Here is a 19881-nt window from a genome sequence, read left to right as displayed (position 1 = left end):
CTTTTCTTTCGTCACCTGACGCCGGGAAGTGCGGCCTTCACGAGCAGGCGCGCGATCGCTCGTGCGACCACGTCCGCCGCCGGACCGAGCTGGAAGAAGTGGCCGCCCTCGAAGGTGTGCCAGCCGAACGCGCCAGCGGTACGGCGCGCCCAGCCCCGGGCCTGTCCGGCCGACACCAGCGGGTCGTCCTCGCCGTGGAAGACGTCGATCGCGCACCGGAGGGGTTCGCCGGGCGTGGTGTCCCGGCCGGCGCACAGCCGCAGGTCGCCGCGGGTCAGCGACACCGCCGCGCGGACCCATTCGGGCCTGCCGAGTAACGCGGGCGACAGGCCGCCGATGTCGGTCATCGTCCGGATGAGCACCTCGTCGGTCCCGTCGTGCAGGGCGGCGAACGCCGGAGGCAGGTGCGGCGCCCGGCAGGCCGCGGCGATGAGCCGTGACGGCAGGTTCGCCCCGCGCGCCTGCCGCCTGGCCGCGAGATCGTGGGCGACCAGCGCGCCCATGCTGTGCCCGTAGAAGGCGTAATCACCGGTGAGGTAGGGGTCCAGGTGCGCGTCCAGTTCCGTGACGATATCGGCCATCCGGGGCGGCAACCGCTGACCGATCCGGCCTTCACGGCCCGGCAGCTGCACGCGCACGACGTCGATCCGGTCCGCCAGCGCCCGTTCGAAACCCGCGAACGCGGATGCGCCGCCGCCTGCGTGGTGAAAGCAGAAGAGCCGCACGCGGTCCTTGCCCGATGGGGTGGAAGCCAGGTACGCGGTGCGCGGGACAGTCCGGTGGTGCTGCACGATGCCTCCCCAGGTCGGTCGCCCCATGCTCGGCGCCGGTGATTAACTCGTCCTTAGGCCGTCCTTGTCACCGGCGGTCACCGCGCGGTTCCGGCGGGGCACAACTCGATCCAGCCGCTGAGCGATTCGCCGAGCTTCGTGATCCGGAAGTGCCGCTTGCCGAGCAGGTCCCGGTACCGGCCGGAGACGCCGATCGCGGGCAGGAACTGCCATTCGCCCCGGCCCGCCTGCGTGATGTTGTAAAAACCGGCCGCCTCCAGCACTCCGTCGGCGAACTCGATGCGCTCGTCGGAGTACTCGATCACATCCCCGTTGTCGAGCTTCATCGGGACGTTGGCCTTGCCGTACACGGTGGCCACCTCCGCGCCACTCGCGTCGTAGAGGTGATCGAGGTAGGTGGAGCTGCCGCCGACGCTCGACAGGTAGGGCCCGCCCAGGTCGCGGATGGAGCCGTCGATGATCTTCTCGGACATGCCCGTCAGTTGCAGGCAGCCCGGCGCGGGCGGTGTTGGCGCGGGCTCGGCGCCCTGCGCGATCCCGGCCACCTGGTCGGCGCACAGCACCGCCGCGCAGGCGACCGCCGCCACGATGGCGCGGGCACGACTCCCCAGCTGCATTCTCGGCCTCATCTCGTCGTGATCGGGTGGCCAAGGTCTAACCGCCGGGCCTTAAGCACTGCTTTCGCCGACCGCCATAGCCCCGGCCAAGCAAGGCTTTAGCGGACCGCGCGACGGTGCGTCCGGACCCCGCCAGCCCGAGCGCCCCGAGGAGAAGCCTTGACCGCCACCGCCGACCAGTCGCTCCCGAGCTTCCCCATGCCCCGCGGGTGCCCGTTCCTTCCGCCCGGGGATTACGCCGGTCTTCGGGCCGACAGCCCGGTGACGCGAGTGGTACTGCCCAGCGGCGATACCGCGTGGGTCATCAGCAGCTATCCGCTGGTCCGTGCATTCCTCGCCGACCCACGCACCACCGCCGACCGCTCGCACCCGGCCTACCCGTCGATCCTGCCGAAACAGCCGGTGTCCAAGGCAGCCGCGGCCGGCCTGCTGACCTGGATGGACCCGCCGGAGCACACGGTGCACCGGCGGATGGTCGTCAACGAGTTCACCACCAAGCGGGTGCAGGCGATGGCGCCCCGGATCAAGGAGATCACCGACGAGTGCATCGACGCGATACTCGCGGCCACCGGCGAAGCCGACCTTGTCCAGCTGTTGTCGCTGGCGGTGCCGTCCCGGGTCATCTGCGAGCTGCTCGGCGTCCCGTACGCCGACCGCGCACTCTTCGACGGCCTGACCATCGTCATCCTCAACCACACCAGTCCGGCGGAGGACCGGATGTCGGCGTGGCGGCAGCTGCGCGAGTACCTGTCCGGCCTCGTCACGCGCAAGCAGCACGAGCCCGGCGAGGATCTGCTGAGCAGGCTCGTGAAGAAATACGAGGACGCCGGCATCTTCGACCTCGAACTGCTCACCGGCGTCGCGAACGCCTTGCTGGTGGCGGGCCACGAAACCACCGCGAACATGATTTCCCTCGGCACCGTGTTCTTCCTGCGCAACCCCGATCACCTCGCCAGGTTCCTCGCCGACGAGGACAGCCGCCCGCAGGCCGTGGACGAGCTGCTGCGCTTCTTCAGCATCGCCGAGTATTCGACCAGCCGGGTGACCACGGCCGACATCGAGATCGGCGGCGTCGTGATCCCGGCGGACTCCGGTGTGATCGCCCTGAACTCCGCGGCCAACCACGACGGGTCGGAGTTCGCCGACGCGGAGAAGTTCGACCCGCACCGCGACGCCCGGCGGCACATGGCGTTCGGCTATGGCATCCACCAGTGCCTGGGGCAGAGTCTGGCGCGGCTGGAACTGCAGATCGTGCTGGCGACCCTGTTCGAGCGAATTCCGTCGCTGACGCTCGCCAAGCCCGCCGAAGAACTGCCGTACAAACACAACGCGGCGTTCTACGGCATCTACGAGGTCCCGGTCACCTGGTGAGGCGGCTTCGGAGCGAGGGCGCCGGGGTGAGGCGGGCGTGGCGGGCCGGCGCGAGCGCCGTGCTGGCCATGGTCTCGGCGTCCTGCGCGGCACCCGCGGCGCAGGAGCTGCCCGGCTGCGTCGTGCTCGATGGGCTGCGTGAGCAGAGCATCGGCCAGGTGAACAACACCCTGGGCGGGCCGTACCCGGCCATCGGTGACAGCGCCACCTACGTCCACCAGCTCCACGATCATGGCGGGAACCAGGTGGCCACCATCCACGGCAAGACCAACGTGCGCCTGCGGATGGCCGACGGTGGCCTGCTCGAGTTCTTCGACGAGCGGATCGAGTTCGGTGACGGGACCGTGCTCGCCCAGGGCTACTACGAACGGGGCGCCGGGGCGCAGTTCCTGCCGCTGATCGGGACGGCCGGGGTGTTCCGCGACAAGCTCGGCAGGCGGACCTTCGAGCCGCTGGACGCCGCCGGGAGCGCGACCACCACGTTCACGCTGTGCCCGGCGGGCATCCTCAAATAGCAGATCGGAGCACGATGTCCGGCAACCGGCGCGCGGGCGCGGCCTTCCTGGCCGCGTCCGCGCCGATGCTCATGGTGTCACTCAACAACCTCGTCGTCACCAACGCGCTGCCCGAGATCAGCTCCGCGCTGGGCTCGCGAATCCCGGACCTGCAATGGGTGGTGAACGGCTACATCCTGGCGTTCGCGGGCATGCTGCTGACCGCCGCCGCGCTCGGCGACCGGTACGGCAGGCGCCGCGTCTTTCTCCTGGGCATCATCGTCTTCGCGGTGGGCTCGGCCGCCTGCGCGCTGGCGGGCTCCGTGCTCGCCCTGGTGCTCGGCCGGGTCGTGCAGGGCATCGGCGCGGCTGCGGTACAACCGCTGTCGCTCACGCTGGTGACCGGTGCCGTGCCACCATCACGGCGCAACGCGGCGATCGGCATGTGGGGTGGGGTGAACGGGCTCGGCGTCGCACTGGGTCCGCTCGTGGGCGGGGCGGTCACCGAGGGCCTGTCCTGGCAATGGATCTTCTGGGTCAACGTGCCGGTCGCGGTGCTGGCGTTCGTGCTGGTGCTCCGCACCCTCGGCGAGTCACGCGGCGCGGACCGGATGCTGGACCTGCCGGGCATGGCTCTGTCCACCGCGGCCGTGACCACCGGCGTCTGGGTGATCGTGCACGCGGGCGGCTCGGGCTGGACCGGCCCGCTGTCGCTGGGGGGCATGGCGGGCGCCATCCTGCTGGCCGTGCTGTTCGTCCGGCGGGAACGCCGGGCCCGATATCCCTTGCTGCCACTGCGGTTCTACCGCGAACGCGCGTTCGTGCTGAGCAACGTGGCGTCGCTGGCGATGTTCTTCGGTGTTTTCGGCTCCATCTTCTTCCTCTCCCAGTATCTGCAGGGGCCGCTGGGCTACTCGCCGCTCGAAGCGGGGCTGCGGACGCTGCCGTGGACGGCGATGCCGATGCTGGTGGCGCCGCTGATCGGCCCGCTCATCGACCGGATCGGCGGTGGCCGCCTGATGGCCGCCGGGCTGCTGCTGCAAGCCGGTGCCCTGGGCTGGATCGCCGCGGTGGCGCGCATCGACCTGCCGTACGCGCGGCTGGTGCCGGCGCTGCTGATCGCCGGCGTCGGCATGGGGCTGATGCTCGCACCGGCCATGGCGGTCGTGCTCGGTTCGGTGCGGCCACCCGAGTACGGGAAGGCTTCCGGCGCCAACAACACCCTGCGCGAGGTCGGCGGCGCGCTCGGGGTGGCCGTGCTGACGACCATCTTTCGCGCGCATTTCGTCGACACCACCGACCTGGTGGCGCTCCGTGCGCAGCTGTTGTCGCCGGTGGACAGCGCCGAGGCGTTCGTGCGGGGCATGCGGTGGGCGATCTGGGTGGGCGTCGCGGTGGTCGCGGCCGGCGGCGTAGCGGCCTGTTTCCTGCGCCGGGGTCCGCGAAACGAAGCCGGGCACCAAGAGGAATCGAGCGAGTCCGGCGAGCGGGCTGTCGCGGACAATCACGCGTAGAACCGGCGAAGACTGCTGGGGCAGCGGGCGGGTTCCCGCTGCCCCAGCAGTTTCGGCGTCACCACTCGACGGGCAGTTCGTACACCCCGTAGGTGTTGGCGTCGTCCTTGTAGCGCAGCTGCGCGGAGGGCACCGCGAGCCGCAGGGACGGCACGCGGCGGAACAGCGTGGTGAAGGTGACCTCGAGCTCCATCTTGGCCATGTTCTGACCGATGCACTGGTGCGGGCCGTGCCCGAACGCCAGATGCCGCCGGGCGTCGCGCCGCACGTCGATCCGCTCGGGCTCGGCGAACACGGCCGGATCCCAGTTGCCCGCCAGTCCCAGCGCCAGCACACCTTCACCGGCGGGGACGCGTGTGCCGCAGATCTCCACGTCGGTGAGCGCGACCCGCGAACCCGCGGTGTCGGAGATGCTGAAGTAGCGCAACAGCTCGTCGACCACCTGCGGTGCCGTGCCGGGATCGGCCATCAGCACGGCCAGCTGGCCGGGGTTGTCCAGCAGGCCGATGGTGCCGAGCCCGATCATGTTCGCGGTGGTCTCGTACCCCGCGATCAGCAGCAGCGCGACGAGCGCGACCAGCTCGCCGTGCTCGAGCTGGCCCTGTTCACGGTTCTTCTCGATGAGCCTGCTCACCAGGTCGTCGCCGGGCTCCTGCTCCTTCGCCGCCACCAGACCGTCCAAATAGGACATCAGCTCGCCGTTGGCCCGTGCCCGCTCGTCGAGGCCGCTGTTGTGGTTGATCTGGATCTTGGTGCGGCTCTCGAAGAATTCCCGGTCCTGGTAAGGCACGCCCAGCAACTCGCTCAGCGCCAGTGACGGCACCGGCAGGGCCAGCTCCTGGACCAGGTCGGCGCCGGAGCCCTTGGCGAGCATCTCGTCGATACGGCCGTGCACGATCTCCTCGATACGCGGCCGCAACGCCTGCATCCGCCGCGCGGTGAACTCCGAGATGAGCAGGCGCCGTCGCGCGGTGTGGTCGGGCGGGTCCAGTCCGATCAGCGACTGGCTGAACCGGAACAGCTTCTTCAGCACCTCGGGGTCGGCCACCTCATAGGGCAACGGGAAACCGGGGTGGGTGCGGTCGGAGCTGATCCGGGGATCGGCCAGTACGGTGCGCACGCCCTCGTGACTGGTCACCAGCCACACCGGCCGCCCCGAAGGCAGCAGGTGCCGGGCGACGGGGCACTGCTGACGCAACTCGGCGTACTCCCGCGGCGGATGCATGGGCTGCGGGCGGGGCATCGGGTACGCCTTGATCTGGGTGGTCTCCCCGGCGTCGGTCATCGGCGCCCAGCCCGATCACTCAGCCGCAGGGCACCCGAGGGACAGAGGGCGACGGCGTCGAGCACCGCGGCTTCGTCGACTCGCCCGGCCGCCTCCAGCAGGACCACGAGACCGGTCTCCTCGTCCTGGTCGAAGGAGGCCGGCGCGGCCTGTACGCATTGTCCCGCCCCGACACACACTCCAGGGTCGACGTCGATCATCACGACACCTCAGCCTCCTCAGGCGATCCTGTCCGGAAACACGATCGTCGCGGGCCGGGGCAAAGGACGGCTAAAGCCCGTCCGGCTCAGTCGCCGCCCTCCGCGAGTGCATGGAAACAGGGCCGGAGCAGGTCGATGATCTCCTCGGGCGACGCATCCTGCAGCACCTCGAGTTTGATCAGGTAGCGGCCGAACAACATGCCCATCGTGATCGCGCCCAGCAGGTCGGCGCGTAGCGCGGCGTCGGGTTGCGGCAGCGCCTTGGCGATCTGCCGCTGCTGGTCGGTCATGAACGCGAGCACCTCGCGCCCCGCCTCCGGGTGAGTCAGCATCGAGCGCAGCATGGCGATCACCGACACCGGTTCGCCGGCGAGCTTGTCCCCCAGCGAGTCGAGCAGCAGGGTGGCGACATCCGAGGCGTTGGCGGGCAGCGGGTCTTCCGACTCCATCCGCGCCGCATGGGCGAACAGATTCTCCTTGTTCCCGAAGTAGCGGATGACGAGTCCGGGGTCGATCCCGGCCTCGCCCGCCACCGCGCGAATGGTCGTGCGGTCGTAGCCCTGACGGGCGAACAGCCGGCGCGCCACGGTCAGAATCCGCTCCTCCGTCCGCTTGCGCTGCGCGGTTCTCGAGTTCATCACATCGTTCAGTCTACGCGCGTTGACCGAGTCTGACCGACGCTGCTATGGTCAACGTGCGTTGACCGAAATGGGGAGGTAAGACGTGGTACTGGCGATCATTCTCGGGTTTCTCGGCGGCCTGATGGGAGCAAACTCGCTGCCGCACTTCATCAAGGGGATCACTCACGAGAGTTTCCCCATGTTCTTCGGCAACACGCCGGTGCACAACCTCGTGGCCGGCTGGGTCGGGCTGGCCATCGCCGGCGTTCTGCTCTACTTCGCGGGCATTCCGGACCACGCGGGCACCGCGCTGATCGCGATCGCCGTGGGCGCGCTGCTGGCCGGGCTGTACCACGCGTCCGGCCGGGCGACCGCGTCGGTACAGGACCGCGCCAAGGCGAAGTGACACGCGCCCGGCAGTCCACAGAGGACAGACAGAATCTCTTGCGCACTGGGGGTCAACTGTGCGGATCGACCGAAGAGCATTCCTGACGGCTACGGCGGGCCTGGCAGCGCTCGCCGTCGCCGGGCCCGTCGCCGCGGCGGCCACTCGCCCGACGGACTGGGACCGGCTGCGCCGGTGCCTCGGCGGCACACTGGTACTACCCGAGGACACCGGCTACGCCACCGCGAAACTGTCGCACTGGAGCCGTTTCGACAGCACCGAACCCGCCGCGGTGGCCTACGCCGCCGGCGCCGACGACGTCCGCACATGCGTGAAGTTCGCCCAGGACAACCACATCCCGCTGGTGGCCCGCAGCGGCGGGCACAGCCCGGCAGGCTATTCGACCAACACCGGCCTCGTGGTCGACGTCTCGCGCATCTCGCATGTCGACGTCGGCGCGTCGACGGTCACCGCGGGTTCCGGCGTCCAGCAGGTCGATGTGCTCTCCGCGCTCGCCCCGCACGGCCTGGCGCTCAGCGGCGGATCATGCCCCACGGTGGGCCTCGCCGGGTTCGTGCAGGGCGGCGGGTTCGGCTACCTCAGCCGTGGCCACGGACTCGGCGCCGACCACGTGGTCGGCGCGGACGTGGTCCTTGCCGGCGGTGAACTGGTGCGGTGCTCGGCGACCAGCGAGCCCGATCTGTTCTGGGCACTGCGCGGCGGGGGCGGCGGCAACTTCGGCATCGTGACGAGCTTCGAGCTCTCGCCCGTCGCGGTGACCACACTCAGCACCTTCACGATGACCTGGGCCTGGGACCAGGCGGCAGCCCTGCTGCCTGCCTGGGCCGAGTGGCTCGCGAACGGTCCGCGAGAGCTGAGCCCGACGCTCACGATCGTCCTGGCGGACGCCGCACCGGGAAAGACGCCGGCCGTGATCGTGTCCGGTGGCTGGCTCGGCGCGCCCGGCGACCTCGCCGCGCAGCTGGACCAGCTGGTGTCGCTGGTCGGCACCGCGCCGGCGAGCCGCACCACGAGTTCGGGCGACTACGCCCCGATGATGATGGCCGTCTACGGGTGCGCGGACAAGACGGTCGCCCAATGCCACCGGGTCGACTCGTCGGCCGAGGCGCAGCTGCCGCGCGGAACCTACCTGTCCACGCGCAGCCGCCTGTTCGGCCGGACTCCGGACCCGTCCGGTGTGGACCGGCTCCTCAGCGCCTTCGACGCCGATCGCCGCGGGGGGCACAGCCGGTCGCTGTCGTTCGCACCGCTGGGCGGGAAGATCAACGACCCGGCCCGCACCGACACCGCCTATGTCCATCGCGACAGCCAGTTCTTGGTGCTGTACGGCGACGCGCTGCCCGCGGGCACCGCCGACCCGGGCGAGGCGGCCGCGGCCGAGGCCTGGGTGGCGAACGGGTTCGCCGCGATGGACCCGCTGTCCAACGGCGAGACCTACCAGAACTACCCCGAGCCCACGCTCACCTCCTGGCGCGAGTCCTACTACGCCGAGAACTACGCGCGGCTGTCGAACATCAAGCACGCGTACGACCCGCACGGCTTCTTCACCTTCCCCCAGTCGATCGACTGACCGGGATGTCTCCGCAGTACCAACGAATCACACAGGGAGCACGACCATGACCGAAACCGCGAAGCACGAACGCAGCCCGCTCGACCTGGCCGAGGCGATCCGCCTCACCATCCTGGGCAAGGACGCCGATGAGGACCTGTTCGCCGAGGACGCCGTCTACGAGATCGCCTTCGCCGTGCCGGGCACCCCGGACCGCGTCGAGGGCCGGGACGCCATCATCGCGCACATGAAGGCCGTGGCCGACGGTCCCGCCGCGACCCTGCTGGACATCAAGGACGTCCAGGGCACCTACCACCGGACCGACGACGACGCCGTAGTCGTGATGGAGTTCCGGGTGACCGGCGAGAGGTCCACCGACCACACGCCGTTCGAATTCCGCTCGTCGATCGGGGTGCTGACGGTCCGGCACGGCAGGATCGCGCATTGGCGCGACTATCCGAACGCGGTCGGGGGCGCGGCCGCGGCCGGTTTCCTCAAGCAGTTCGCGGAGTTGCTGATCGCGAACGCCTGACCCTGCGTGCTTAAGCGGTGGTTAACCGGAGTGCCCAAGCATGGGTGGCGTCCGCGTCCACTGTCCGCATCGGCCGGGCAGGGCGAACACACCATTCCGGAGGAGCAGCGATGGAGCTCAGCGAAGCACTGACCGATGCCGCCGCACGAATCGCCACCGTGGTGCGGGGGGTGTCACCGCGCCGGCTGGACGCGGCCACCCCCTGCCCCGAGTACTCGGTACGCAGGCTGATCAACCACCTGCTGTACTGGTCCCCCATCATCGAAGAAGTGGGGCTGCGTAAGACTTCCAGCCCGGATCGGCGCGACGACGGCACCCCCGATCGGACCGTGGGTGACTGGCAGGGCGAGTATCTCGGCTGGCTCGACCGCATCGTCGAGGCATGGGCGCCCGCAGCGGCCTGGGCGGGGACGGCGACGGTCTCGGGCAGGCAGGTGCCGGCGGCGACGATCGGCGAGAAGAGCCTGGTCGAGCTGGTCGTGCACGGCTGGGACCTGGCACGAGGCACCGGGCAGGAGTACCGCTGCCCGGACGCGCTGGCGCACGTCGTCAAACGCGTCATCTCCGACACGGCCGAGGAAACCCGGGCACTGGGCATGTTCGGCCCCGCCGTGCGGGTCGAGGGCACGGCCGCGGCGCTCGACCAGGCGCTGGCCTTCAGCGGCCGCGACCCTGGCTGGCGGGCCGAGCCGGCCCCCGTCTGAGCCGGCCCCGGTTCCCCGTTCGCGGTTCCTCGCGCCCGTGCGGGCACCAACACTCAGAGGACGGACATGAGCGACACGGAACAAAAACTCGATCCCGCGCTGCGCAGGCTGAGCTGGATCCTCATCGTCGGGCTGGTGGCCGCGCTGCTGGACACGACGGTGGTCAACGTCGCGATCAACACGCTGCGCGGCGAGCTCCACGCGTCGGTGGAGACGGTGCAGTGGGTCAACACCGGATACCTGCTCGCGATGGGCATGGTCGTCCCGCTGTCGGGATGGTCGATGCAGCGGTTCGGGGCCAAGACGATGTGGCTGGTGGCGCTGTCGGTGTTCCTGATCGGGTCGGTGCTCTCCGGCGCGTCGTGGGACATCGACAGCCTCATCGCCTTCCGGGTCCTGCAGGGGCTCGGCGGCGGCCTGATGTTCCCGATCCTGCAGACCGTGCTGGTGCAGGCTTCGGGCGGGCGCAACGTGGGCAAGCTGATGGCGACCGTGGGCCTGCCCGCGGTGGTCGTGCCGATCCTGGGCCCGGTGGTCGGCGGGCTGATCATCAGCAACACCGACTGGCGCTGGATCTTCTTCATCAATGTGCCGATCTGCCTGGTGGGCTTGGTGCTGGCCTGGTTCGGGGTGCCCAAGAGCGCGCGGCAGGGCGGCGGCAGGCTCGACGTGCTCGGCCTGGTCCTGCTCTCCCCCGCGCTGGTTGCGTTGCTCTACGGCCTGTCGCAGGTTTCGGTGCGCGGCGGGTTCGGCGACCCCGGGGTGATCATCCCGCTCGCTGTCGGCGCCGTCCTGCTCGTGCTGTTCTGCGTGCACGCCCTGCGCACCCGCACCGAGCCGGTGGTCGATCTGCGCTTGTTCCGGTCCCGGTCGTTCGCGGTGTCCTCGATGCTGCTGTTCCTGTCCGGGCTTTCGCTCTACAGCGCCATGTTCCTGCTCCCGCTGTACTTCCAGCAGGTCGAGGGTTACAGCGCACTGCGGACCGGCGCCTGGCTGGCGCTGCAGGGTGTCGGCTCACTGGCGAGCCGGAACGCGTTCGGCAGGCTGACCGACCGGATCGGGCCGCGACCCGTGGTTCTGATCGGCAGCGTGCTGACCGCGGTGGCCATGCTCGTGTTCACCCAGGCGAGCCCGGACACCAGCACCGTGGTGCTGGGCGCCGCGCTCGTGGTGTTCGGGGTCGGGCTCGGCGGCGCCACCGTGGCCGTCATGGTGGGCGCCTACCAGGGATTGCGGCCGGCCGCAATCCCGCACGCCAGCAGCGCTACGCGGATTCTGCAGCAGGTCGGGGGCTCGTTCGGCACCACCGTGCTGGCCCTCATTCTCGCCGGGGAACTCGCCGGCCGTGGCGCGGCCGACAAGGCAGGGGCGTTCGACGTCACCTTCTGGTGGTCGTTCGGATTCGTGCTCCTGGCCGTGGTGCTCGCGCTGCTGCTGCCGGGACGGGCGCGCAGCCGGGAACCGGAAACCGCTCCCGCGGCGAACTGATCCGGCGCCGGACCTGCGCACTAGAGGGCCAGAATCGTTTCCAGATGGGCGGCGAGCGCGGCCGGGGTGTGATGGTCCAGCGCGACCATCGGGTCGATGGTCACCCCGAGGTCATCCTGGAGGCCGTTGCACAGCTCCAGCACGGTCATCGAGGTGAACCCCAGCTCGATGAAGTTCTTCGTGACGTCCACGTCCGCGGGAGGCATGGCCAGCACCACGGCGGAATGCCCCCGGACGCTGGCGAGCAGGATCCGCGCACGCTCGTCCGCGTCCGCGCCGGCCAGCCGGGCTCGGACGTCGCCGTCGGCGGCGGGGGCGGCGCTCTCGATCAGGTCGGCGTAGCGCGGGTCGTCCACGACGGCGGCGGTCCCGAGATCGGCCACCGTGGTGTCCCGCCGGGGCAGGCGGGCCAGCACGAGACCAGCGGGCACACCGGCGCAGCAGACCAGCGCCGCGGGCAGGCCGGCCTGACGGCGTTCGCGGACGACCTGCGCGGCCGGCGTGTCACCGAGCGGCGCCAGCACCGCGAACACGTCCGGGGACGCACCGGCGGTGAGTTCGTGCACCACGCGCACCTCGTCGGCCGAACCGGGTTCGACGACGAGGACGGCGGACACGTCACCGGGCGGGTCCGCAACCGGTTCGACGGCGCACGGCAGGACCGGAATCCTGGCGCCCGGACCGTGCAGCAACAGCCGGTCCGCGCCCGCAGCGGCCAGCCACTGCACGACCTCGGCGCCGAACGCACTGTCCCAGCCGTGCACCAGCACCGTCCCTTGTGGACGCCAGCGCTCACTGGGTGTGGTCCAGACCAACCTGCGGGCATGCAGGCCGGAGTTGCGCAGCGAGACCTCCCGCTCGCCCGTCGCTCCGCTGAGCACGGCGATCAGCTGGCCGGTGGTGACGTCGTCCAGATCCGCGGGCAGTTCGATCCGCCCGGCCGCGGCCTCGTACGGCGGCGCACCGTCGACGACCCACACCGGGGCCTCGACTCCTGCCGGCACCTCACCGAACGCCAGTGCGCCGGTGAGCCCCGCCCCCGGTTCGAAGACGACTTCCGCACCGTGCGCCCGCAGGGCGGCGACCACGGCGTCGGCGCGCTTGTCGCCCGCCCCGAGCACGAGCCACTCCCCCGGCAGCGCCGCGGCGGGCGGGGTCGGCACGGGGCGCCACGACTCGCGGTAGAAGCCGACGCGCTGCCGCGTCGCGAGCGCGGGGGCGAGCGCGGCCATCGCCTCCCGTTGCGCGGGCGTCAGCCCCAGTTCCACGGCGAGCGTCGTGATGTCATTGTCCTGCAAGGCTTTCCGCAGCCACTCGTCCTGGTCGCCCGGCCCGCCGGTGGTGTCGAGCCAGTAGCGGCGCCGCTGGAAGGGGTACGCGGGCAGGTCGACGCGGCGGCCCGCCGGCAGCACGGCCGTCCAGTCGATCGCCAGCCCCTGCGTGTGCAGGGTGGCAGCGGCGGCGGTGATCGTGCGCACCTCCGGACGATCCCGGCGCAAGGACGCGACCACGAGTGGGTCACGGCCGAGTATTTCGGTGACGGACGGCGCCAGCACGGCGTCGGGCCCGAGCTCGACGAACGTCCGCGCACCGAGCCCACTCAGCGTGCGGACGGCGTCGGCGAAGCGCACCGTGGCGGCGACGTGGTCGGACCAGAACTCCGGCGAGGACAACGTCTCCGCGTCGGCCGGCTCCCCGGTCAGCGCAGAGACCAGCGGAACACCGGGGGCGTGGCAGCTGACTCCCGCCGTGGCGGCGCGGAACTCCTCCAGCATCGGCCGCATCAGCGGCGAGTGGAAGGCATGGCTGACGGTGAGCCGCTTGATCTTGCGGCCCTGTGCCGCGAGCGCGGCGGCGAGCTCGTCCACCGCGCGCCGCTCGCCCGAGACGACCACGGACTGCGGGCCGTTGACGGCGGCGAGACCGATCCGGTGCTCCTGCCCCGCCAGCAACGGCAGCACGACCTCCTCCGCCGCCTGCACGGCGAGCATCGCACCGTCACCCGGCAGCGCCTGCATCAGGCGGCCACGGGCGGCGACCAGCGCACAACCGTCCTCAATGGACAGAGCTCCGGACACGCACGCGGCGACGATCTCACCGATCGAGTGGCCCGCCACGAAATCAGCGCGCAGGCCCCAGGACTCCCACAGCCGCCACAGCGCCACGCCCATCGCGAACAGCGCGGGCTGGGCGAATTCGGTCCGGTGCACGTCGTCGTTGTCCAGTGCCCCGCGCACTGCCGGGCCGAAGTGGCCGAGCACCTCCCGCCAGGCCTGCGCGAACACCGGGAACTCGGCCGCCAGCTGGGCGCCCATTCCGGGCCGCTGGCTGCCCTGGCCGGTGAACAGCACCGCGACGCCCCCGCGCGGGCTCGCGAGACCGCGCACCACGTCCGCCGAGCGGCGCCCCTCGGCCAGGTCGGTCAGCCCAGTCACCAGCTGGGCACGATCGTCACCGAGGACGACCGCGCGGTGCGCGAACACCGCGCGGTGGCGCGCCAGCGTGTGCGCGACGTCCAGCGGCCCCAGGGACGGGTCGCCGTGGACGTGCGCGGCGAGCGCGGCTGCCTGCGCGTGCAGTGCCGGCTCGGTCTTGGCCGAAAGCACCCACGGTGGGGTCCGCCGGTCGCCGGGGTCCTCCGGGGTGGCTTCGGCGGGTTCGGGGGCCTGCTCGAGAATGAGGTGGGCGTTGGTGCCGCCGATGCCGAACGAGGACACGGCGGCGCGCCGGGGACGTCCGGTCTCGGGCCACGGGACGGCCTCGGTCAGCAGGGACACCGCGCCCGCCGACCAGTCCACGTGGGGGGACGGCTCGGTGGCGTGCAGGGTCGGCGGCAGCACGCCGTGCCGCATGGCAGCGAGCATCTTGAGAACGCCGGCCACCCCGGCCGCGGCCTGGGTGTGGCCGATGTTCGATTTGACCGACCCCAGCCACAGTGGTTCGCCGGAGCGCTCCCTGCCGTAGGTGGCGAGCAGTGCCTGTGCCTCGATCGGGTCGCCGAGCGCGGTCCCGGTTCCGTGCGCCTCGACGGCGTCGACCTGGTCGGCGCCGAGGCGGGCCTGCGCGAGGGCCTTGCGGATGACGCGTTCCTGAGCCGGGCCGTTGGGTGCGGTGAGGCCGTTGCTGGCGCCGTCGGAGTTCACCGCACTCCCGCGCAGGAGGCCGAGTACGCGATGGCCGTTGCGCCGGGCGTGGGACAACCGTTCCAGCAGGACCACGCCGACGCCTTCGGCCCACGCGGTGCCGTCGGCGCCGGCCGAAAACGGCTTGCAGCGACCGTCGGAGGCGAGCCCCCGCTGCCGCGAGAACTCGACGAAGACTCCCGGCGAGGCGAGCACCGTCGCCCCGCCCGCGAGCGCCAGCGAGCACTCGCCCTTGCGCAGCGCGTCCGCCGCCAGATGCATGCTCACCAGCGAGGACGAACATGCCGTGTCGACGGTGATGGTGGGTCCCTGCAGACCGAAGGTGTAGGCGATGCGGCCGGACGCGATGCTGCCCGCGCTCCCGGTGCCGACGAATCCCTCGTGCTCGGCGGGGATCGACGGCAGCCGCGTGGCGTAGTCGTTGTACATGATTCCGACGAACACCCCGGTGTCGCTGCCGCGCGCGGTTTCCGGGTCGATGCCGGCGTGTTCCCAGGTCTCCCAGGTGACCTCCAGCAGCAGCCGTTGCTGCGGGTCGATGGTGACCGCCTCGCGCGGGCTGATGCCGAAGAATTCGGCGTCGAACTCCCCGGCGTCGTAGAGGAAACCGCCCTCGCGCACATACGAGTGACCGTGCTTGGCGGGATCGGGGTCGTAGAGCTCGGGCCAGCCCCGGTCGACCGGGAATTCCCCGACGGCGTCGGCACCGTCGGCCACCAGCCGCCAGAGATCATCGGCCGAGCGCACGCCACCGGGAAAGCGGCAGCCGGAGCCGATCACGGCGATCGGCTCGCTGGTGGCCGCGGCCAGCTCCCCGGCGTGCCGGCGGAGCCGTTCGGTCTCCTGCACGGACGCGCGCAGCGCCGCCACGAGTTTCTGCTCGGAAGTCGTCACGGGAGCCTCATTCCTCGTCGGATTTGCCCAGCACCAGTTCGACCAGTGCGTCGGCGTCCATCTCCTCGACGCCTGCCGGCCCGTCGTCGCTTTCGCCGCCCGGTTGCTCGTCCTCGCCTGCCCCGGCCAGCCGGAACAGGGTCTCGACGAGCCCGGCGTCGCGGAACCGGCCGAACGGAATGGCCGCCAGTGCGGCCCGCAGTCGCCGCTCCGCGTCGTCCTGTTCGCCGGTCTCCGACAGTTCCTCCCACAGGTACTCGGCGAGCGCGGCGGGCGTCGGGCGGTCGAAGACCAGCGAGGCCGGCAGGTGCAGTCCGGTGCCGGCGCTGAGCCGGTTGCGCAGCTCGACGGCGGTCAGCGAGTCGAAGCCGAGTTCCTGGAAAGGCCGCCCGGGGTCCACGGCCTCCGGGGAGGCGTGCCCCAGTACGGCCGCGACCACGGTCAGCACCTCGGTCAGCACCAGTTCCCGCTGCTGCGGTACGGGTGTCGCGGCAAGCCGATCCGCCAGACCGGCGGACTCGCGCGCCACCGGCCGTGCCGGCAGCAACGACCGAGCGATCCGGGGCAGCGTGCCGTCGCGGTCGGCCACGCGGAGCGCGGCCGGGTCGAACCGGGCGGGGACCGCGACCGGGTCACCGGCGGCGAGCGCGGCGTCGAACAGGGCGAGCGCCTCGCCGATGTCCATCGGCGCGAGTCCGCTGCGGGCGATCCGGTCCCGGCCGCGGGCTTCGAGCATTCCGGTGTCCAGCGCCCACATGCCCCACGCCATCGACAATCCGGGGAGTCCGAGGCCACGCCGGTAGGCGGCCAGGCCGTCGAGGAAACCGTTGGCGGCGCCGTAGTTCGCCTGCCCCGGGCTGCCGAAGGTGCCCGCGGCCGAGGAGAAGAGCACGAACGCCGAGAGCTCAGTGGCCGCGGTCAGCTCGTGCAGATGCCAGGCCGCGTCGGCCTTCGGCGCGAAGACCCGCCGAAGCGAACCGGTGTCGAGAGTGTCCAGGAGGCCGTCCTCGACCACGCCCGCGATGTGCACCACGGCGCCGAGGGGATGCTCACCGGGGATGGTGGCGAGCAGGGCCGCCAGCGCTTCGCGATCTGAGCAGTCGCAGGCGGCCGCGGTGACGTGGGCGGACATGCCGGTCAGTTCGGTGACGAGGTCGCGGGCGCCGGGCGAGTCGAGTCCACGCCGGCCGGCCAGTACGAGCCGTCGCACACCGTGCGCCGCGACGAGGTGCCGGGCGACAATCGCGCCGACGCCGCCGAACGCGCCGGTCACCAGGACGGTCCGGTCGCCGTCGAAAGGGTGCGTCTGCTCCGCCCCGGCCGCGGCCCGGATGGCGCGCGGCGCGAACAGCCGGCCCGCACGGACCGCCACCTGGGGCTCCCCGCAGGTCAGCGCGGTGCCGACACCATCGGGGTCATCGGGATCATCGGTGTCGACGAGGGTGAACAGGCCGGGATGTTCCACCTGCGCGGTGCGCAGCAGACCCCAGACCGCTGCGCCCGCCAGATCCGTGACCGCCTCCCCGGCGACGGACACCGCCGACCGTGTGACGACGGCGAGCCGGGAGCCGTCGCGGGCCGCCTCCTGGACGCGTTCGAGGACTTGCGCGGTCACGGCCAGCGCTTCGGTGGCGCCCTCGCGGGCGCCTTCGACCGTGACCGTGTCCGGGGTGGTGGCCGGGCCCGACGGCCGCACCTCGTGCCAGGCGACGGCCAGCAGCGACCGGGTCAGGTCCGCGCCCGCGGCACGCAGCCGGGCGCTGGACACGGGCCGCAGCACCAGTTCGTCGAGGGTGAGCGCCGGACGGCCGTCACCGCCGATCGCGTCGAGCCGCACGCCGTCCGCGGTACGGGTCAGCCGGACGCGCAGGGTCGTGGCTCCCTCGGCGTGGACGGTGAGGCCGCGCCAGGAGAACGGAAGGCGAACGCCGTCCTCCTCGGTGCCGAGGACGATGGCCAGCGGGTGCAGGGCAGCGTCGAACAGGGCCGGATGGACGGTGAAACCCGTGACGCCGGTGTCCCCGGGCAGCTCGATCTCGGCGAAGATCTCGTCCCCGGCGCGCCAGATTCCTTGCACACCACGGAAAACCGGCCCGTAGTCGAGCCCGAGGCCGGCCAGGGACTCGTAGGCGCCGTCGAGGTCCACCGGCGTGGCGGCGGGCGGCCAGGCGAAAGCAGCGGCCGTCCCGGGTTCCGGGTCGAGCAAAGCCGTGGCGTTGCGGGTCCAGGTCTGCCCGTCGGGTGCGGAGTGGACAGTGACCTCGCGACCGCCGCCGGTCTCCGCGGGGCCGACGATCACCTGCACCGCCACGGTCGCGTCGCCGGCCACCACCAGCGGCGCCTCCAGGGTGAGCTCGGCCAGCCGGGCGCAGCCGGCGTGACGGCCCCCTTCGAGCACGAGGTCGGCGACCGCGGTCCCCGGCACGAGCACGGTGTCGAACACCCGGTGGTCGGCCAGCCACGGCTGGCGGGACACGGACAGGCCGCCGGTGAGCACGATGCCGCGACCGTCCGCGTGCGGAATGGCCGCGTCGAGCACGGGGTGGCCGGTGCGGACCTGTCCTTGTCCCGGCTCGTGGGGCGTGCCGGGCGTCTCCAGCCAGTAGCGATCGTGCTGGAAGGGGTAGGTCGGCAGGTCGACGTGCCGGGTGCGCGGGCCGAACAGCGCGGACCAGTCCACCGTCGCGCCCGCACAGTGCGCGTGCGCGAGCGCGGTGACCGCGGTGTGCGCCTCCGGCTGGCCGCGGCGCAGCGACGGAATCGCGACGATGTCGGATGTTTCGCGGATCATCGGCGTGAGCGCGGCATCCGGGCCGAGTTCGAGCACCGAGGTGACGCCGAGCCCGGGCAGCGCCGCGACACCGTCGGCGAACCGGACCGGCCCGCGGGCGTGGCCGACCCAGTATTCGGGATCGGTCACCAGCGCGGCGTCCGCCGGTCCGCCGGTGACCATGCTGAGCAGGGTGCCGACCGGCGGGTGGCAGGTGAGCCCGGCCACGGTCCGCCGGAACTCGTCGAGCATCGGATCCATCTGCGGGGAATGGAACGCGTGGCTGGTCCGCAGCCGGGTGGTCTTGCGACCGCGCTCCCGCAGCACACCGGCGACCGCCAGCGCGTCGGCCTCGTCGCCGGAGATCACCAGCGATCCCGGGCCGTTGACAGCGGCGATGTCGAGCCGGTCGCCGAGCAGTGGCCGGACCTCGTCCTCGGTCGCCCGGACCGCGATCATCGCGCCGGCCCCGGTCAGCCCCTGCATGAGCCTGCCCCGCGCGGCGACGAGTGCACAGGCGTCCTCGACGGAGAACACGCCGGCCACGCAGGCGGCGGTGATCTCGCCGACCGAATGCCCGCCGACGACGTCGGGCACGACGCCCCACGACTCCCAGAGCCGGTACAGGGCGAGCTCCAGTGCGAACAGCCCGGGTTGCGCGAACCGGGTCTCGTGGACGCGGTCGTCCTCGAGCCCGGCGCGGATCTCGTCGCCGAGGTGGCCGAGCACCTCGTGCCACGCCTGCGCGAACACCGGGAAGGTCCCGGCCAGTTCGCGCCCCATATCGGGGCGCTGACTCCCCTGACCGGTGAACAGCATCGCCAGCCCGCCGCCGGCCGCACGCTCCCGGACGGTCCCGGGCCACGGCTTGTCCTCGGCGAGGGCGGCCAGCGCGTCGGCGAACTCACCCGCGTCGGTCGCGACGACCGCGGCACGATGTTCGAACCGGGCCCTCGTGGTGGCGAGCGCGATGGCGACGTCGGCCGGCGAGCCGGCCGGGAGCGCACGACGTAGCTGATCCGCTTGCGCCGCAAGGGCTTCCGGTGTCCTCGCGGAGAGCACCCACGGAACGGGGAACGACGCGTCCGAGTCCTTTTCGGACTGTTCGGCGGCCTGCTCCAGGATCAGGTGCGCGTTGGTGCCGCTGATCCCGAACGAGGAGACCGCGGCTCGCCGGGGCCTGCCGGTTTCGGGCCAGGGGATGTTCTCGGACAGCAGGGACACCGCGCCTTCGGCCCAGTGGACCCGGGTGGACGGAGTTTCGGCGTGCAAGGTCCGCGGCAGCGTGCCCTCGTGCATGGCCTGGACCATTTTGATGATTCCCGCGACACCCGCGGCCGCCTGGGTATGACCGATATTCGACTTCACCGACCCCAGATACAGCGGCGCCCCCTCACGATCCTGACCGTAAGTCGCCAGCAACGCCTGCGCCTCGATCGGATCACCCAACGATGTCCCCGTCCCATGCGCCTCCACCACATCCACTTCGGACGGACGCAAGCC

The 19881-nt window shown here is 71.6% G+C and carries 14 protein-coding genes and 1 pseudogene; 8 read left to right on the top strand and 7 right to left on the bottom strand.

Annotated elements, in window-relative coordinates:
* Positions 1–11: 11 nt before the first annotated feature.
* Positions 12–791 carry a thioesterase II family protein gene (locus GKO32_RS33490; protein ID WP_166459807.1) on the bottom strand — a complete coding sequence of 260 codons (780 nt, stop codon included), beginning with the start codon at positions 789–791 and terminating at the stop codon, positions 12–14.
* A 77-nt stretch (positions 792–868) separates the two neighbouring features.
* Positions 869–1408 (bottom strand): allene oxide cyclase barrel-like domain-containing protein, encoded by a 540-nt coding sequence (locus GKO32_RS33485; RefSeq protein WP_154760925.1) that lies wholly within the window; start codon positions 1406–1408, stop codon positions 869–871.
* A 159-nt stretch (positions 1409–1567) separates the two neighbouring features.
* Between GKO32_RS33485 and GKO32_RS33480 the strand changes: the two genes are divergently transcribed.
* From GKO32_RS33480 to GKO32_RS33470, 3 genes are read left to right on the top strand one after another with little or no spacing between them, the layout of a single operon-like run.
* On the top strand, positions 1568–2779 hold the full coding sequence (locus GKO32_RS33480) for a cytochrome P450 (RefSeq protein ID WP_246245113.1): 1212 nt from the start codon (positions 1568–1570) through the stop codon (positions 2777–2779).
* Positions 2776–3294, top strand: coding sequence for an allene oxide cyclase barrel-like domain-containing protein (locus GKO32_RS33475; RefSeq protein ID WP_154760924.1), 519 nt, complete (start codon positions 2776–2778; stop codon positions 3292–3294). The genes GKO32_RS33480 and GKO32_RS33475 overlap by 4 nt, the downstream gene beginning before the upstream one ends.
* A gap of 14 nt (positions 3295–3308) precedes the next feature.
* Positions 3309–4787 (top strand): MFS transporter, encoded by a 1479-nt coding sequence (locus GKO32_RS33470; protein ID WP_154760923.1) that lies wholly within the window; start codon positions 3309–3311, stop codon positions 4785–4787.
* Between the two features lie 58 nt (positions 4788–4845).
* On the opposite strand, the gene GKO32_RS33465 is transcribed toward GKO32_RS33470, so the two are convergent.
* The 3 genes from GKO32_RS33465 to GKO32_RS33455 form a co-directional block, all read right to left on the bottom strand.
* Positions 4846–6072, bottom strand: a complete 1227-nt coding sequence (locus GKO32_RS33465) for a cytochrome P450 (protein ID WP_154760922.1) — start codon at positions 6070–6072, stop codon at positions 4846–4848.
* A complete protein-coding gene (locus GKO32_RS33460; RefSeq protein ID WP_154760921.1) occupies positions 6069–6272 on the bottom strand; it encodes a ferredoxin in 204 nt (67 codons plus the stop codon). The genes GKO32_RS33465 and GKO32_RS33460 overlap by 4 nt, the downstream gene beginning before the upstream one ends.
* Before the next feature lie 86 nt (positions 6273–6358).
* Positions 6359–6910: a TetR/AcrR family transcriptional regulator gene (locus GKO32_RS33455; protein ID WP_154760920.1), complete on the bottom strand. Its 552-nt coding sequence runs from the start codon at positions 6908–6910 to the stop codon at positions 6359–6361.
* 85 nt (positions 6911–6995) lie between these two features.
* On the opposite strand from GKO32_RS33455, the gene GKO32_RS33450 reads away from it, so the two are divergent.
* The 5 genes from GKO32_RS33450 (at position 6996) to GKO32_RS33430 (ending at position 11571) form a co-directional block, all read left to right on the top strand.
* Positions 6996–7298: a hypothetical protein gene (locus GKO32_RS33450; protein ID WP_154760919.1), complete on the top strand. Its 303-nt coding sequence runs from the start codon at positions 6996–6998 to the stop codon at positions 7296–7298.
* 58 nt (positions 7299–7356) lie between these two features.
* Positions 7357–8868, top strand: a complete 1512-nt coding sequence (locus GKO32_RS33445) for an FAD-binding oxidoreductase (RefSeq protein ID WP_154760918.1) — start codon at positions 7357–7359, stop codon at positions 8866–8868.
* 46 nt (positions 8869–8914) lie between these two features.
* Positions 8915–9379, top strand: coding sequence for a nuclear transport factor 2 family protein (locus GKO32_RS33440; RefSeq protein ID WP_154760917.1), 465 nt, complete (start codon positions 8915–8917; stop codon positions 9377–9379).
* A 110-nt stretch (positions 9380–9489) separates the two neighbouring features.
* Positions 9490–10083 carry a TIGR03086 family metal-binding protein gene (locus tag GKO32_RS33435; protein ID WP_154760916.1) on the top strand — a complete coding sequence of 198 codons (594 nt, stop codon included), beginning with the start codon at positions 9490–9492 and terminating at the stop codon, positions 10081–10083.
* A gap of 66 nt (positions 10084–10149) precedes the next feature.
* Complete coding sequence (locus tag GKO32_RS33430; protein WP_154760915.1) at positions 10150–11571, top strand: DHA2 family efflux MFS transporter permease subunit; 1422 nt, start codon at positions 10150–10152, stop codon at positions 11569–11571.
* A 20-nt stretch (positions 11572–11591) separates the two neighbouring features.
* Here the strand turns inward: GKO32_RS33430 and GKO32_RS33425 are convergent.
* Positions 11592–15602 (bottom strand): annotated as a pseudogene (locus GKO32_RS33425) (type I polyketide synthase); the annotation flags it as partial.
* A gap of 13 nt (positions 15603–15615) precedes the next feature.
* The coding region (locus GKO32_RS33420) for a type I polyketide synthase (protein ID WP_154760913.1) at positions 15616–19881 on the bottom strand (4266 nt) is incomplete at its 5' end.

The organism is Amycolatopsis pithecellobii (assembly GCF_009707865.1).
Taxonomy (GTDB): domain Bacteria; phylum Actinomycetota; class Actinomycetes; order Mycobacteriales; family Pseudonocardiaceae; genus Amycolatopsis_E; species Amycolatopsis_E pithecellobii.
This window is presented reverse-complemented; position numbering and strand designations above follow the sequence as displayed.

Excerpts from the sequence above, each read along its gene's own strand:
- GKO32_RS33440 (WP_154760917.1), top strand. The coding sequence starts at position 8,915 with ATGACCGAAACCGCGAAGCACGAACGCAGCCCGCTCGACCTGGCCGAG.
- GKO32_RS33485 (WP_154760925.1), bottom strand. The coding sequence starts at position 1,408 with ATGCAGCTGGGGAGTCGTGCCCGCGCCATCGTGGCGGCGGTCGCCTGC.
- GKO32_RS33435 (WP_154760916.1), top strand. The coding sequence starts at position 9,490 with ATGGAGCTCAGCGAAGCACTGACCGATGCCGCCGCACGAATCGCCACC.
- GKO32_RS33470 (WP_154760923.1), top strand. The coding sequence starts at position 3,309 with ATGTCCGGCAACCGGCGCGCGGGCGCGGCCTTCCTGGCCGCGTCCGCG.
- GKO32_RS33430 (WP_154760915.1), top strand. The coding sequence starts at position 10,150 with ATGAGCGACACGGAACAAAAACTCGATCCCGCGCTGCGCAGGCTGAGC.
- GKO32_RS33465 (WP_154760922.1), bottom strand. The coding sequence starts at position 6,072 with ATGACCGACGCCGGGGAGACCACCCAGATCAAGGCGTACCCGATGCCC.
- GKO32_RS33455 (WP_154760920.1), bottom strand. The coding sequence starts at position 6,910 with ATGAACTCGAGAACCGCGCAGCGCAAGCGGACGGAGGAGCGGATTCTG.
- GKO32_RS33460 (WP_154760921.1), bottom strand. The coding sequence starts at position 6,272 with ATGATCGACGTCGACCCTGGAGTGTGTGTCGGGGCGGGACAATGCGTA.